This is a genomic window from Citrobacter sp. CtB7.12 (assembly GCF_001297795.1).
GTDB classification, from domain to species: Bacteria; Pseudomonadota; Gammaproteobacteria; order Enterobacterales; family Enterobacteriaceae; genus Citrobacter_A; species Citrobacter_A amalonaticus.
In genome coordinates this window covers 134162-149167 of record NZ_LIFT01000007.1, presented here as the reverse complement: position 1 = coordinate 149167, position 15006 = coordinate 134162, and the positions used below count along the sequence as shown (strand labels likewise).

Below are 15006 nucleotides of genomic sequence, written 5' to 3'. Positions count from 1 at the left end.
TTATGCGCTGGGGATTACTACTCGCGAGTCTGTTGCTGGCCGCTCCGGGACACGCCGAACAACGCTGGCAGCAGATCCAGAATGAGGCCAGAGGCCAGACTGTCTGGTTCAACGCCTGGGGCGGTGACAGCGCCGTTAACCAGTATCTTGACTGGGTCAGTGGCGAGATGAAAACCCACTATGCGGTCAATCTTAAAATCGTGCGTCTCGCCGATGCCGCTGATGCCGTGAAGCGCATCCAGACGGAAGCCGCCGCCGGGCGAAAGACCGGTGGTTCTGTCGACCTGTTGTGGGTTAACGGCGAAAATTTTCGCACATTGAAAGAGGCTGGATTGCTGCAAACCCAGTGGGCGGAAACGCTGCCCAACTGGCGCTATGTTGATACGCAAAAACCGGTACGTGAAGATTTTTCAATTCCCACTGACGGGGCTGAGTCTCCGTGGGGGGGCGCGCAGTTGACGTTTATTGCAGATCGCGACGTGACGCCGCAGCCGCCTCAAAGTCCGCAGGCGCTGTTGGCATTTGCCCGGGCACATCCAGGCACCGTCAGTTACCCGCGACCGCCGGACTTTACCGGCACGGCGTTTCTGGAACAGTTATTAATCTCGCTGACTGACAATCCGCACGCGCTCACCGTCGCGCCAGACGCCGCCACCTTTGCCGATGTAACCGCGCCGCTGTGGCGCTATCTCGACGCGCTGCATCCGAGTCTGTGGCGAGAAGGGAAAGATTTCCCGCCATCTCCGGCGCGGATGGACGCGCTACTTAAGAGCGGGACATTGCGCCTGTCGTTGACCTTTAACCCGGCGCACGCTCAGCAAAAGATCACCCGCGGTGAATTGCCAAAACACAGCTACAGCTTTGGTTTTACCGCGGGGATGATTGGCAACGTGCACTTTGTCGCCATTCCGGTTAACGCCCGTGCCAGCGCCGGAGCGAAACTGGTCGCCAACTTCCTGCTCTCTCCTGACGCACAGCTGCGTAAGGCCGATCCAACAGTCTGGGGCGATCCGTCGGTGCTGGATGCGAAAAAACTGCCCGCCGCACAACAGGCCGCGCTGGAAGCGCGCATTCCGGACGGGCTACCCGCCGTGCTGCCTGAACCTCATGCGGCCTGGGTTAACGCACTGGAGCAAGAATGGCTGCGCCGCTACGGATCGCGCTAATGTTTCTCGCCTGGCTGGGCATGGCGGCGATTTATGCGCCAATACTGCCTGCCGGTATGTTGCTGATCGCGCCCGCGCTGTCACTGACGAACTGGCAGGCTCTTTTTACCGATCCGCAGTTACCGCAGGCGTTGCTGGCGACCGTGGTGTCGGTATTCATCGCCGCCGCTGGCGCGCTGTTTATTGCGTTAACAATCGTGGTGGCGCTCTGGCCCGGCTTACGCTGGCGACGGTTGAGTACCCGCCTGCCGTGGTTGCTGGCGATTCCCCATGTCGCGTTTGCCAGCGCCGCGCTACTGCTTTTCGCTGAAGGCGGACTGCTCTGGCACGCCCTGCCGTTTCTCTCGCCTGCGATTGATCGCTACGGCATCGGGCTGGGCGTGACGCTGGCCGTGAAAGAGAGCGCTTTCGTGCTGTGGATTTTATCCATTTTACTGAGTGAGAAACGCCTCGCTCAGCAGATCATCGTCCTGGATTCGCTGGGCTACAACCGCCGACAGACGCTCTGCTGGTTGATCTTACCCACTATCGCCCCCGCACTGGGAGCCGTAATGCTGGCCGTGGTAGCGTGGACGATTTCGGCGGTGGATGTTGCCATCATCCTCGGCCCCGGCAATCCGCCGACGCTGGCGGTCCTCTCCTGGCAATGGCTTAGTCAGGGAGACAGCGAACAGCAGATCAAAGGCGCGCTGGCTAGCCTGCTCTTGCTGGCGCTGCTCGCCCTCTTTGCACTCGCGGGTTATCAGCTCTGGCGTAGCTGGCGACGCACGCTTCCTGACGTCAGTGGCGTACGTCAACACCGCGTTTCGCCCCTAACGGGGAAAACGCTGTCATTGTCGCTGCCCGCGACGGGAGTGCTCTGCACGGTATTACTGGCCTTTCTGGCGCAGCAATCTACGCTCAATCTCGACGCGTTAACCCACAGTGTAACAATCGGAGTGGCCGCCAGCGTGCTGGGACTGGTCATTTTGCTGCTATGGCTGGAATGGGGACCGCAGCGCGGACATCGTTGGGTCTGGCTGCCAATCCTTCTTCCGGCGCTGCCGCTGGTGATGGGCCAATACGCGCTGGCGTTGCATCTTGAACTGGACGGTCAGTTTGCCTCGCTCATCTGGGGACATCTGCTGTGGGTGGTGCCGTGGATGTTGTTTGTCCTGAAACCGGCCTGGCAACGCATCGACCCTCGTCTGCTGCTGATTGCCCGGACGCTGGGCTGGTCACCGATGAAAATCTTTTGCTGCGTAAAATGTCCGCAGATTTTGCGTCCTGTACTCGTGACGCTGGCCGTCGGTTTCTCCGTCAGCATCGCGCAGTATATGCCGACCCTGTGGCTGGGCGCAGGCCGTTTCCCGACGCTGACGACGGAAGCGGTGGCCCTCAGCAGCGGCGGCAGTACCGGTATTCTGGCCGCGCAGGCGCTCTGGCAATTGCTGTTACCGCTGGTCGTGTTTACGCTAATGGCCGGACTCTCGTTATGGGTCGGCCACCGCCGACAAGGATTGCGCTAATGCTCACCGTTCGCCATCTTTCCCTGTTTCTCCATCAGACCCCGCTGTTTGGCCCGTTAACTTTCGAAGTGGCAAAAGGTGACATTGTCACATTAATGGGTCCCTCCGGCTGCGGCAAGTCTTCGCTGCTGGCCTGGATGGTGGGTGCGTTGACGCCACCGCTGCATGTCCGCGGTGAACTGTGGCTGGGTGAGCAGCGTCTGGATGCGCTCCCCACCGCCCGTCGGCAGATCGGTATTTTATTTCAGGATGCCCTGCTGTTTGATCACTTTACGGTGGGACAAAACCTGCTATTAGCGCTTCCTGCCAGTCTGAAAGGCACAGCGCGGCAGGATGCGGTTCAGCACGCGCTTGACCGTGCGGGCATGGCGGGATTGTCTTCTCGCGATCCCGCCACGCTATCCGGTGGTCAGCGCGCACGGGTTGCGCTGCTTCGCGCCCTGCTGGCGCAGCCTAAAGCGTTGCTGCTGGATGAGCCGTTCAGCCGTCTTGATGCTGATCGTCGGGCAGACTTTCGTCAGTGGGTCTTTGATGAAGTGCGTCGGCTGGACATTCCCGTTGTTCAGGTCACCCATGACGCGCAGGATATTCCGCCGGGCGGTCACGTTTTGCCGTTATCTTCCGCCTTGTGAAACTGCTTACATGCTGCGTTAACGCAAAGTTTTTCCGCTACCGCGAGCACAGAATGGCACTTTCTTATCTCAACGTCGGGCAATTCGATGAAACGTGTTTCTCAAATGACCGCGCTGGCTCTGGCTTTAGGGCTCGCTTGCGCTTCCACCTGGGCTGCTGATATGGCGCAGGTACTTAACTTCCAACAACTGGCGCAAAAACAGGGTACGGCTATCGATACCCGTCCCTCCGCGTTTTATAATGGCTGGCCACAGTCACTAAACGGTCCGTCCGGACACGAACCTTCCGCCCTCAACCTCTCTGCCCGCTGGCTTGATACCATGAGCGACGAACAGCTCGCGACCTGGATCCAACAGCATCAACTGAAGGCCGACGCCCCTGTCGCGCTGTACGGCAACGACAGCGACGTGCAGGCGGTGAAAAACCGGCTGAAAAAGGCAGGACTGCAACAGGTTGCCACGCTGAGCGACGCGTTGCAGGATCCGGCGCGTCTGCAACGACTGCCGCATTTCGAGCAACTGGTTTATCCGCAGTGGCTGCATGACCTGCAACAGGGTAAAGCGGTCACCGCGAAACCGGCCGGCGACTGGAAAGTGATAGAAGCCGCCTGGGGTGCGCCGAAGTTTTATCTGCTCAGCCATATTCCAGGCGCGGATTACATCGACACCAACGAGGTGGAAAGTGAACCGCTGTGGAACAAAGTGCCTGATGACAGTCTGAAAGCGATGCTGGCGAAACACGGTATCCGTCATGACACGACGGTGATCCTGTACGGACGCGATGTTTACGCGGCCGCGCGGGTGGCGCAGATCATGCTGTATGCCGGAGTGAAAGACGTGCGTCTGCTCGATGGCGGCTGGCAGACCTGGTCCGACGCCGGGCTGCCGGTCGAGCGCGGCACGCCTGCGAAAGTTAAACCGGAGCCCGATTTTGGCGTGACCATTCCGGCGCAACCCCAGCTGATGCTTAATATGGAACAGGCGCGCGGACTGTTGCACCGTCAGGATGCGTCGCTGGTCAGTATTCGCTCCTGGCCAGAATTTATCGGCACCACCAGCGGCTACAGCTATATCAAGCCAAAAGGTGAAATTGCTGGGGCGCGCTGGGGACATGCCGGTAGCGACTCGACGCATATGGAAGATTTCCATAACCCGGACGGCACCATGCGCAGCGCAGATGACATCGCCAGCATGTGGAAGCAGTGGCACATTCTGCCGGATCAGCACGTCGCCTTTTACTGTGGCACCGGCTGGCGCGCGTCAGAGACGTTTATGTACGCCCGGGCGATGGGCTGGAAAAACGTCTCGGTTTATGACGGCGGATGGTACGAATGGAGCAAAGACCCGAAAAACCCGGTCTCCGCAGGTGAGCGCGGCCCGGACAGCAGTCTGTAATGGATTGCCGGATGGCGGCGCTTGCGCGCCATCCGGCGTTCACTGTTGTAACCCCTTCAGCGTCAGATAACCATTCCAGACGCGGGTCAACGTCGTCATCCAGCACAGTGTGCCGAAGATCCACGCCAGCACGGCAAACTTCTCCGGGAAAAGACACGCCAGTACAAACACCAGGATCGTTTCCGTTCCCTCGGTCAATCCCCCCAGATAATAAAACGATTTATGCGCATAGCCGGGGTTGTCGATATTGTGCTTCGCGGCCAGCGCGGCAAAGGCGAGAAAACTGCTGCCGGTGCCGATAAACGCAAACAACAGCCAGCTCCCTGCCAGCGCATTCTGCTGTGGGTCGGCCAGAATGAAGCCGAACGGCACCAGCGCGTAAAACAGAAAATCGAGAGAGATATCAAGAAAACCGCCCGCATCGGTCAATCCTCTGCGTCGCGCCAGCGCGCCGTCAAGCCCGTCCAGCAGACGATTCAGGACAATCGCCACCAGCGCCGCCAGATACCAGCCCAGCGCCAGAAACGGCAACGCCAGTACGCCGAGGCCAAACCCAACCAGCGTCAGACCGTCCGGGGAAACCCCCGGCCTGTCGAGCCCGCCTGCGCAACGGTGAAGCAGCGGTTTAAGCCGTGGATGCAGATGCCGGTCAAGCACGCGGCGCTCCTTTGAGACTGTCGCACAGTCCCTGCGAAGGGATATCCAGCGCGGCATTAAAACGCGCCGAGAGGTTCTGAAAAGCCAACAACGCGGTCATCTCGCTAATAACGTCATCGCTGAAATGCTGCTTCATTTGTGCTTTCAGGGCATCATCTACCCGCGGTGGCGTGGCGGTCACCGCGTCAGCATAAGCCAGCGCAACGCGCTCTTCTGGTGTAAAAAGCGACGATGCCTGCCAGTCCGCCACGGCCAGCACTTTGTCCATCGCGCCGCTACGCTCTGCCAGTCGCAGGCTGTTGGCATCCACGCAGAATGCGCAGTGGCAGACCTGCGACACGCGCGTCATCAATAATGCCCGCATCACCGGCGTCAGACGCGCACGTTTACGCTCAAGAAACCCGACAAACAGCGCCACCAGCCAGAACAAAAACGGCATCCGCCCCCACCAGCGCGTCGGATGTAATACCTCTCCGTAGTGTTTTCTTTGCGTCATCACGAGAGGATTGAGACTGGCGGGGAGACGGGTCAACGGCGTTACCCACGGTTGCGGATCGTTCAAGGCAGACTCCTGGGACTTCAGGTCAATCAAAGATGACGATAGTATGTCACTTTCTGCTGTTGAACATTGACGAATATGATGAAAACCCTCGACGTTGTTGCCGCGATTATTGAACGTGATGGCAAAATTTTGCTCGCCCAGCGCCCGCCGCAGGCGGATCAGGCAGGTTTATGGGAATTTGCCGGTGGCAAAGTGGAAGCGGGCGAAACGCAGCCGCAGGCGCTGGTCCGCGAACTGCGCGAAGAGTTAGGCATTGAGGCCACGGTGGGGCGCTATATTGCCAGCCACCAGCGTGAAGTCTCCGGGCGGTTGATTCATCTGCATGCCTGGCATGTCCCGGCGTTCAGCGGAGAAATGATGGCGCATGAGCATCAGCAACTGGTGTGGTGCGAGCCGCACGTCGCGCTGGACTATTCGCTCGCCCCCGCTGATATTCCGCTACTTAACGCCTTTATGGTTTTACGCGACGCCAGACCAGCGGATTCGTACTGAGCGTTTTCTCGTCGCGCTGGCACTGCAACAGCACGCCATCGGCTTTAATTACCGCCCCTTCTGAATAATTCTGATCCTGATAAATGCAGCACTGATTACAGGGCTGCGCGCGCTGTCCACCGGAACTGAAGACCTCCGGCGGCACGTTCACCTGCACATCCGGGCGAAGGTTTTGGTTCGCCAGGCTGGATAAAGAGAGTGTCATCAACGCTGCCGCCATCGCGATAAAACGCATAGGGTTTCCTTACTATTTCGGGTCTGTTCTTAGTATAACGGTAACCCGCGCGGGAAACTTTACTCTCTTCTGTCATCGTTTTTCGTTATGACAGCCGTCTGGTTATTAATTTGTCTGGCACCGGCATTTTTTTCTTGCTATCCGTCACATTCCTGATGGTATAGTCAAAAACTGCAAACACATATCCACAAAAAACACAATTACAACCACATTTAAATATAAGAGGTTTTTATATCTATGGATCAGACATGCTCTCTGGAATCATTCCTCAACCATGTACAAAAGCGCGACCCGAATCAAACCGAGTTCGCGCAAGCCGTCCGTGAAGTTATGACCACCCTGTGGCCATTCATTGAGCAAAACCCGCGCTATCGTGAAATGTCGTTGCTGGAACGGTTGGTTGAGCCAGAGCGTGTGATTCAGTTCCGTGTCGTGTGGCTGGACGATCGTAATCAGGTCCAGGTTAACCGCGCCTGGCGCGTGCAGTTCAATTCGGCAATAGGCCCGTACAAAGGCGGGATGCGCTTCCACCCTTCCGTTAACCTGTCGATCCTGAAGTTCCTCGGCTTTGAGCAAACCTTTAAAAACGCACTGACCACCCTGCCGATGGGCGGTGGTAAAGGCGGTAGCGATTTTGATCCGAAAGGCAAAAGTGAAGGCGAAGTGATGCGTTTCTGTCAGGCGCTGATGACGGAACTGTACCGTCATTTGGGTCCGGATACTGACGTTCCTGCCGGTGATATCGGCGTGGGTGGCCGTGAAGTGGGCTTTATGGCCGGGATGATGCGTAAGCTCTCCAACAACAGCGCCTGCGTGTTTACCGGCAAAGGGCTCTCCTTCGGCGGCAGTCTGATCCGTCCGGAAGCAACCGGTTACGGTCTGGTCTACTTCACCGAAGCGATGCTCAAGCGTCATGGTCTGGGCTTTGAAGGGATGCGCGTAGCGGTTTCCGGTTCCGGTAACGTGGCGCAGTTCGCCATTGAAAAAGCGATGGAATTTGGCGCTCGCGTGGTGACGGCCTCCGACTCCAGCGGCACCGTCGTGGATGAAAGCGGCTTTACGAAAGAGAAACTGGCGCGTCTGTGCGAAATTAAAGCCAGCCGTGACGGCCGCGTGGCGGACTACGCCCGTGAGTTTGGCCTGACCTATATGGAAGGCAAACAGCCGTGGTCAGTGCCGGTCGATATCGCACTGCCGTGTGCCACACAGAACGAGCTCGACGTCGAAGCGGCTCGCGTGCTGATTGCTAACGGCGTGAAAGCGGTGGCGGAAGGGGCAAACATGCCAACCACCATCGAAGCGACCGATCTGTTCCTCGAAGCCGGCGTGCTGTTTGCACCGGGCAAAGCGGCGAACGCCGGTGGCGTTGCCACCTCCGGCCTGGAAATGGCACAGAACGCGGCGCGTCTGAGCTGGAAGGCGGAGAAAGTGGATGCCCGTCTGCACCACATCATGCTGGATATTCACCATGCCTGCGTCGAGTACGGCGGTGAAAGCAAACAGACCAACTATGTCCGTGGGGCGAACATCTCTGCCTTCGTGAAGATTGCCGACGCCATGTTTGGTCAGGGTGTGATTTAAGTCCCCCCCAAACCGAATTACAGGCCCGCCTCTGCTGATGGCGGGCTTTTTTTCGCCGCACGTTTACGAGGCGCGCTCTTCTTCTTCTCTCCACCATCACCACCAGGCGCGACAATGCCACGGAAGCGACGCACCGGCGTACTGCGCGCCTGATCGATCAATTGATACAGCGTGCCCACCAGCGGCTGCATGAAATCCTGATAGCGGCACTGCTTTTCGCTGATTTGCGTCAGAATTGACTCCCAGTGGGCAGTCATGTCCGGACGGGTCGCCATCTCCGGCAGCGAGTGGAACAGCGCTTTCCCGGCATCGGTTGAGTGGATATAGCGCCCTTTTTTGACCAGAAAACCGCGCTTAAACAGCAGTTCGATGATCCCGGCGCGGGTGGCCTCGGTGCCCAGCCCGTCCGTTGCACGGAGGATCTTTTTCAGATCTTTATCCTGCACGAAGCGCGCAATCCCTGTCATCGCCGACAGCAGCGTGGCATCGGTAAAATGGCGTGGCGGCTGGGTCTGACGTTCAACCACTTCGCCCTTTTCACACAGCAGTTCATCGTCTTTCGCCACCACCGGCAGCGGCGTGCCGTCGTTCTCTTCATCCCGCTCTTTACTGCCCAGCAGCGTTCGCCAGCCCGCTTCGGCAAGGAATCGGGCCTTAGCGACGAATTTACCCTTCGCGATATCCAGTTCAATCACGCATTTACGGAATACCGCATCCGGGCAAAATTGCATCAGGTATTGACGGGCTACCAGGTTATACACCTTCGCTTCATTGTCCGTCAGCGTGATACTGTTGCTGCGCGCAGTAGGAATAATGGCGTGGTGAGCATCAACCTTTTTATCATCCCAGCAGCGATTACGGGTATCGGGATTTACCGCCGGTTGCGGCAGCAGATCCGGCGCATGCACGCCGATGGCGTTCATTACCGCATGCCGTCCAGCGAAGTGCTCTTCCGGCAGATAGCGACAGTCAGAACGCGGATAGGTAATCAGCTTGTGGGTTTCATACAGCTTCTGGCAGATGTCGAGCACGTTCTGCGCGCTCAGGCCAAAGCGTTTCGCCGCTTCAATCTGTAAAGCTGACAGCGAGAACGGCAACGGCGCAGATTCTGATTCCCGTTTATCGTTATAGCTGGTGACTATCGCCGGTTGGCCGTTGATGCGGTTGACCACATGCTCCGCCAGCGGACGGTGTAACAATCGTCCCTCTTCGTCCTGATACGGTTCGCACGCTTCGCTCGGCTGCCAGATCGCGGTGAAGCGTTCCTCTGCAGGGGTCACGATATGTGCTTTCACTTCAAAAAAATCTTTGGCAACGAAGTTTTCGATCTCTTCATCGCGTCGGACAACCAGCCCGAGTACCGGCGTTTGTACGCGCCCGACGGAGAGCACCCCCTGATAACCGGCGTTACGCCCGAGAATGGTATACGCACGGGTCATGTTGATGCCGTACAGCCAGTCCGCGCGGGCACGGGCCAGCGCCGACACGCATAACGGCACAAATTCGCTGTTTGAGCGCAGACGTTCAATCGCACGTTCAACGGCCTGTGGGTTGAGATCGTTAATCAGACAGCGCTGCACCTGCTGACGCTTTTCCGGCGCCAGTTGCAGGTAATCCAGCACCTCGTCCACCAGCAGTTGCCCCTCGCGATCCGGGTCTCCCGCATGGATTACCTCACTGGCCTCATGCAGAAAACGCTTAATCACGTTGAGCTGTTTGGTCACGGAAGGACGCGGCTGCAATTGCCACTTTTCCGGCACGATCGGCAGATCGGCCAGGTTCCAGCGCGCATAACGACTGTCATAGACATCAGGCTGCGCCTGTTCCAGCAGGTGACCAATACACCAGGTCACCACCTGGCCGTTACCGCATTCAATAAAGCCATCGCCCTTACGGTGCGGTTTAGGCAACACATCAGCAATGGCGCGCGCCAGACTCGGCTTTTCGGCAATAAACAACAGCATTGGGTTAACGGATCTCAACCATGGCGCGACCGCCACGGGCTTCAACCAGTTCACCGATCGCCGTCAGGTCAATGCCAAACTCGGCGGCGGTGGCTTTCACTTCTTCTTCGGCCTCTGGCGTTACCGCCAGCAGCAGACCGCCGGAGGTTTGCGGATCGCACAGCAGGGAGCGCACCGCCTGCGGCATTTCCCCCATCAGGTGGCCGTAGCTGGCAAAGTTACGCTCGGTGCCACCCGGCACAGCCCCCAGGCGGATGTACTCTTCGACGCCCGGCAGTTTAGGGATGTCCTGATAGCGGATCTGCGCCTGGACGCCTGCACCCTGGCACATCTCGCTGAGGTGGCCCAGCAGACCAAAGCCGGTGACATCGGTCATCGCTTTCACGCCGTCAATGTTGGCAAATGACGCTCCGGCAATGTTCATGCGACACATGACTTCCGTCGCCAGCCCCTGATGTTCAGGTTTTAGCAGCGACTTTTTCTCTGCGGTAGTCAACACGCCAATGCCTAGCGGTTTTGTCAGGAACAGTTTGCAACCGGCCTCGGCGGTGCTGTTTTTCTTCACCCGCTCAGTGGGAACAATGCCGGTGACGGCCAGACCGAAGATCGGCTCCGGCGCGTCAATCGAGTGGCCGCCCGCCAGCGCAATGCCTGCCTGACGACAGGCAAAGCGTCCGCCTTCAGTCACCTCGCGGGCGATTTCCGGCGACAGCTTGCTGATAGGCCAGCCCAGGATCGCGATTGCCATAATCGGTTTGCCGCCCATCGCGAAAATATCGCTGATGGCGTTGGTCGCCGCAATGCGGCCAAAATCAAACGGATTATCGACAATCGGCATAAAGAAGTCGGTGGTACTGATGACGCTGGTACCATTGCCCAGATCGTACACCGCCGCGTCGTCACGGGTTTCATTTCCCACAAGCAGGTTCGGGTCGACAAACTTCGCCTGCTCGCTGTGCAGGATGGTTTCCAGCACTTTCGGGGAAATTTTACAACCGCAACCCGCTCCGTGGCTGTACTGTGTTAAACGAATAGCATGCTCGCTCATGGACATCTCCTGTCATTGCAATCGGGCTATGGTAGCGCTCATTCCATGACGTGATAAGAGAGAGTGTCCGAATTCCGGCGTCTTTGCTCAGAATCCAGACAGTTTTGCCTGATTAACTAAAATTTCGTCACGAAAGGTGCGGTATCCGGCACGCTAATGGTGGTGGAGGCTTTCAGTTGCGGTGTGCCGAGATAAAGAAATCCGACAATTTTATCCTGTGGGCGACAGTCAAACGCGTCGCGCACCACCGGACTGTCGGTTAAGGCTCCGCTACGCCAGATCCCGCCGAAGCCCTGTGCGATAGCCGCCATTTGCATCGCCATCACCGCGCAGCCTGCAGACATCTCCTGCTCCCAGACCGGGACCTTATGATTTTCATCGCATTTTGCGACCACGGTGATGATAAGAGGCGCGCGAAACGGTGCGCTACGCGCTTTTTCTATCCCTTTTTCATCACTTCCGGCGGCAATCGCCCCCTTTTCCAGCACCGCGCTGAAGCGTTCGCGCCCCTCGCCTTCGATAACGAAGAAGTGCCACGGTTGCAGGGTCTTATGATCCGGCGCGCGCATGCCCGCACGGAGAATATTTTGCAGTTGCTCACCGGCAGGTGCAGGCTCGGCCAGGCGAGAAGCGCTACGGCGGTTAACAAGTAATTCAAGTGCATCCATTTGGTTAACTCCTGTCAGGGTGAATATTCACAAAATTAACACGAGAGCAGATTTTGTTACAGCGCCGACAGTGATTCCTGCTGACAAGAGACGGCAGGGTCATTAGGATAGCCACATCTCATACACCTGACTCAGGTGTAGTATTGGTAACGGTAGGGAGAATACATGCGAACCCTGTGGCGATTCATTGCCGGTTTTTTTAAATGGACGTGGCGACTGCTTAATTTTGTCCGCGAGATGGTGCTTAACCTGTTCTTTATCTTCCTTGTCCTGGTGGGTGTCGGGATCTGGATGCAGGTCAGCAGCAATAACACCAGCGATAAAGTCGGTCGCGGTGCCCTGATGTTAGATATTTCCGGGGTGATCGTCGATAAGCCGTCCAGTACCAGTCGTCTTGGCGCTCTTAGCCGTCAACTGCTCGGTGCCAGTTCCGACCGCTTACAGGAAAACTCCCTGTTCGATATCGTCAATACCATTCGTCAGGCCAAAGACGATCGCAATATCACCGGTATTGTGATGGACCTGAAGAACTTCGCCGGTGCCGATCAGCCGTCAATGCAGTATATCGGTAAAGCGCTGCGTGAATTCCGCGACAGTGGTAAGCCAGTCTATGCCGTTGGCGATAATTTTAGTCAGGGTCAGTATTACCTTGCCAGCTTCGCCAATAAAATCTGGCTTTCGCCGCAGGGTTCCGTTGATATCCACGGTTTTGCCACTAACGGACTGTATTACAAGTCCCTGCTGGATAAGCTGAAAGTGTCGACGCATGTGTTCCGCGTGGGCACATATAAATCTGCCGTCGAGCCGTTTATTCGTGACGACATGTCGCCTGCGGCGCGGGAAGCAGATAGCCGCTGGATTGGCGAACTGTGGCAGAACTACCTGAATACCATTGCCGCCAACCGTCAAATCCCGGCAGAGCAGGTCTTCCCTGGCGCTCAGGGCGTGCTTGATGCGCTGACGAAAGCCGATGGCGATACGGCGAAGTATGCGCTCGACAGCAAACTGGTCGACGCCCTGCTTTCCAGTGCCGAAGTGGAAAAAGCACTGACGAAAGAGTTTGGCTGGAGTAAGGCAGAGAATAACTATCGCGCGATCAGCTACTACGATTACACGCTTAATCCGCCTGCGGATACGGGCAGCGCCATCGGCGTGGTCTTTGCCAACGGAGCCATCATGGATGGTGAAGAAACACCGGGGAATGTCGGCGGAGATACCACCGCCTCGCAGATTCGCGATGCGCGCCTGGATCCGAAAGTGAAAGCCATCGTTCTGCGCGTCAACAGCCCTGGCGGTAGCGTGACGGCGTCGGAAGTGATTCGTTCGGAACTGGCCGCTGCACGTGCTGCCGGTAAACCGGTGGTCGTATCGATGGGCGGAATGGCCGCCTCTGGCGGCTACTGGATCTCTACGCCTGCCAGTTACATTGTGGCTAACCCGAGCACGCTGACCGGTTCGATTGGTATCTTCGGCGTGATTAATACCGTTGAGAACAGCCTTGACTCAATCGGCGTACACACCGACGGCGTTGCCACGTCACCGCTGGCCGATATTTCGCTGACTAAAGCCCTGCCGCCTGAAGCGCAGCAGATGATGCAGTTGAGCATTGAGAATGGCTATAAGCGCTTTATCACCCTGGTGGCGCAGGCACGTAAATCCACACCTGAGCAGATTGATAAAATCGCGCAGGGCCACGTCTGGACGGGTCAGGACGCCAAAGCGAACGGCCTGGTCGACAGCCTGGGTGACTTCGATGATGCGGTGGCTAAAGCGGCTGAACTGGCGAAACTCAAAGAGTGGCATATCGACTATTATCAGGATGAGCCAACCTTCTTTGATATGATCATGGACGGTATGTCAGGTTCTGTCCGCGCCATGCTGCCACAAGCGATTCAGGCGATGCTCCCTGCGCCGCTGGCCTCAGCGGCCAGTACGGTCAAAGCGGAAGGCGATAAGCTCGCCGCGTTCAACGATCCGCAAAACCGTTATGCGTTCTGTCTGACCTGCGCGAACGTGCGTTAATCCTCACGCCCTCTTCCTGCGAAGAGGGCTTTTCTCTGAGCGACAAGATACTAGCATGCAGAAGAAATCGATTTACGTTGCCTATACCGGCGGGACCATTGGTATGCAGCGCTCCGAACAGGGTTACATTCCGGTCTCCGGACACCTTCAGCGCCAGCTGGCGCTGATGCCTGAATTCCATCGTCCTGAAATGCCCGACTTCACCATTCATGAATATGCCCCGCTGATGGATTCGTCAGATATGACGCCGGAAGACTGGCAGCATATCGCCGATGACATCAAAACCCATTACGATGAGTACGATGGTTTTGTGATCCTACATGGTACCGACACCATGGCGTTTACCGCCTCTGCGCTCTCGTTCATGCTGGAGAATTTGGGTAAACCGGTGATTGTGACAGGGTCACAAATCCCGCTGGCGGAGCTGCGTTCTGACGGACAAATCAATCTTCTCAACGCGCTTTACGTCGCGGCAAATTATCCGATCAACGAAGTCACGCTGTTTTTTAACAACCGTCTGTTTCGCGGCAACCGCACGACAAAAGCGCATGCCGACGGTTTTGACGCTTTCGCCTCCCCTAACCTCCAGCCGCTGCTGGAAGCGGGTATCCACATCCGCCGTCTGGGGACGCCGCTGGCTCCCCGTAGTGAAGGCGAGCTGATTGTTCACCCGATCACGCCACAACCCATTGGGGTCGTCACCATTTATCCGGGTATCTCCGCCGATGTGGTGCGCAACTTCCTGCGCCAGCCGGTAAAAGCGCTGATTCTGCGTTCCTACGGCGTCGGCAATGCGCCGCAGAATAAAGAATTTCTGAAAGAACTTAGCGAAGCCAGCGAACGCGGCATCGTGGTTGTGAACCTCACGCAGTGCATGTCGGGGAAAGTGAACATGGGCGGTTATGCCACTGGCAATGCTCTGGCGCATGCTGGCGTCGTTGGCGGTGCTGATATGACCGTAGAAGCAACCCTGACCAAACTGCATTATCTGCTCAGCAAAGGGCTGGATACGGATGCGATTCGCGAGGCGATGACGCAAAACCTGCGTGGCGAACTCACGCCGGACGACTAAGGAG

14 protein-coding genes are annotated in these 15006 nt (G+C 57.4%); 8 read left to right on the top strand and 6 right to left on the bottom strand.

The window, feature by feature from the left end; all coding sequences use genetic code 11:
• The first annotated feature begins 2 nt into the window (after positions 1-2).
• From AOY24_RS11025 to AOY24_RS11010, 4 genes are all read left to right on the top strand, one after another.
• Entirely contained in the window at positions 3-1166 is a 1164-nt protein-coding gene (locus AOY24_RS11025) for an ABC transporter substrate-binding protein (RefSeq protein WP_044254841.1), read from the top strand.
• Positions 1139-2674: an ABC transporter permease subunit gene (locus AOY24_RS11020; protein ID WP_054176628.1), complete on the top strand. Its 1536-nt coding sequence runs from the start codon at positions 1139-1141 to the stop codon at positions 2672-2674. The genes AOY24_RS11025 and AOY24_RS11020 overlap by 28 nt, the downstream gene beginning before the upstream one ends.
• Positions 2674-3306, top strand: coding sequence for an ATP-binding cassette domain-containing protein (locus tag AOY24_RS11015; RefSeq protein ID WP_044265474.1), 633 nt, complete (start codon positions 2674-2676; stop codon positions 3304-3306). The genes AOY24_RS11020 and AOY24_RS11015 overlap by 1 nt, the downstream gene beginning before the upstream one ends.
• Before the next feature lie 87 nt (positions 3307-3393).
• Positions 3394-4701 (top strand): rhodanese-like domain-containing protein, encoded by a 1308-nt coding sequence (locus tag AOY24_RS11010; RefSeq protein WP_054176627.1) that lies wholly within the window; start codon positions 3394-3396, stop codon positions 4699-4701.
• A gap of 39 nt (positions 4702-4740) precedes the next feature.
• Here the strand turns inward: AOY24_RS11010 and AOY24_RS11005 are convergent, their stop codons facing one another.
• The gene (locus AOY24_RS11005; RefSeq protein ID WP_054176626.1) at positions 4741-5358 is read right to left on the bottom strand and encodes a CDP-alcohol phosphatidyltransferase family protein; all 618 of its coding nucleotides are present in this window, start codon (positions 5356-5358) and stop codon (positions 4741-4743) included.
• Positions 5351-5920, bottom strand: coding sequence for a carboxymuconolactone decarboxylase family protein (locus AOY24_RS11000; protein ID WP_044254855.1), 570 nt, complete (start codon positions 5918-5920; stop codon positions 5351-5353). Before AOY24_RS11000 ends, AOY24_RS11005 begins: the two co-directional genes overlap by 8 nt.
• Before the next feature lie 78 nt (positions 5921-5998).
• Here AOY24_RS11000 and AOY24_RS10995 point away from each other — a divergent pair, with 78 nt between their 5' ends.
• Complete coding sequence (locus AOY24_RS10995) at positions 5999-6412, top strand: pyrimidine (deoxy)nucleoside triphosphate diphosphatase (RefSeq protein ID WP_044327844.1); 414 nt, start codon at positions 5999-6001, stop codon at positions 6410-6412.
• Here AOY24_RS10995 and AOY24_RS10990 read toward each other — a convergent pair.
• Complete coding sequence (locus AOY24_RS10990; RefSeq protein ID WP_172961335.1) at positions 6372-6632, bottom strand: YnjH family protein; 261 nt, start codon at positions 6630-6632, stop codon at positions 6372-6374. The two genes, AOY24_RS10995 and AOY24_RS10990, sit on opposite strands and share 41 nt — an antisense overlap.
• Before the next feature lie 252 nt (positions 6633-6884).
• On the opposite strand from AOY24_RS10990, the gene gdhA reads away from it, so the two are divergent.
• Positions 6885-8228 carry an NADP-specific glutamate dehydrogenase gene (gdhA, locus tag AOY24_RS10985; protein ID WP_044254857.1) on the top strand — a complete coding sequence of 448 codons (1344 nt, stop codon included), beginning with the start codon at positions 6885-6887 and terminating at the stop codon, positions 8226-8228.
• A gap of 17 nt (positions 8229-8245) precedes the next feature.
• Here the strand turns inward: gdhA and topB are convergent, their stop codons facing one another.
• The 3 genes from topB to AOY24_RS10970 form a co-directional block, all read right to left on the bottom strand.
• Positions 8246-10192 carry a DNA topoisomerase III gene (gene topB, locus AOY24_RS10980; protein WP_054176625.1) on the bottom strand — a complete coding sequence of 649 codons (1947 nt, stop codon included), beginning with the start codon at positions 10190-10192 and terminating at the stop codon, positions 8246-8248.
• Positions 10193-10196: 4 nt separating this feature from the next.
• The gene (gene selD, locus AOY24_RS10975) at positions 10197-11240 is read right to left on the bottom strand and encodes a selenide, water dikinase SelD (protein WP_043000913.1); all 1044 of its coding nucleotides are present in this window, start codon (positions 11238-11240) and stop codon (positions 10197-10199) included.
• A 116-nt stretch (positions 11241-11356) separates the two neighbouring features.
• Complete coding sequence (locus AOY24_RS10970) at positions 11357-11908, bottom strand: NAD(P)H nitroreductase (protein ID WP_043000914.1); 552 nt, start codon at positions 11906-11908, stop codon at positions 11357-11359.
• 165 nt (positions 11909-12073) lie between these two features.
• Here AOY24_RS10970 and sppA point away from each other — a divergent pair, with 165 nt between their 5' ends.
• Together sppA and ansA are read left to right on the top strand one after the other, a co-directional pair.
• Entirely contained in the window at positions 12074-13930 is a 1857-nt protein-coding gene (gene sppA / locus AOY24_RS10965) for a signal peptide peptidase SppA (RefSeq protein WP_054176624.1), read from the top strand.
• 55 nt (positions 13931-13985) lie between these two features.
• Positions 13986-15002, top strand: coding sequence for an asparaginase (gene ansA, locus AOY24_RS10960; protein ID WP_043000916.1), 1017 nt, complete (start codon positions 13986-13988; stop codon positions 15000-15002).
• Positions 15003-15006 lie beyond the last annotated feature (4 nt).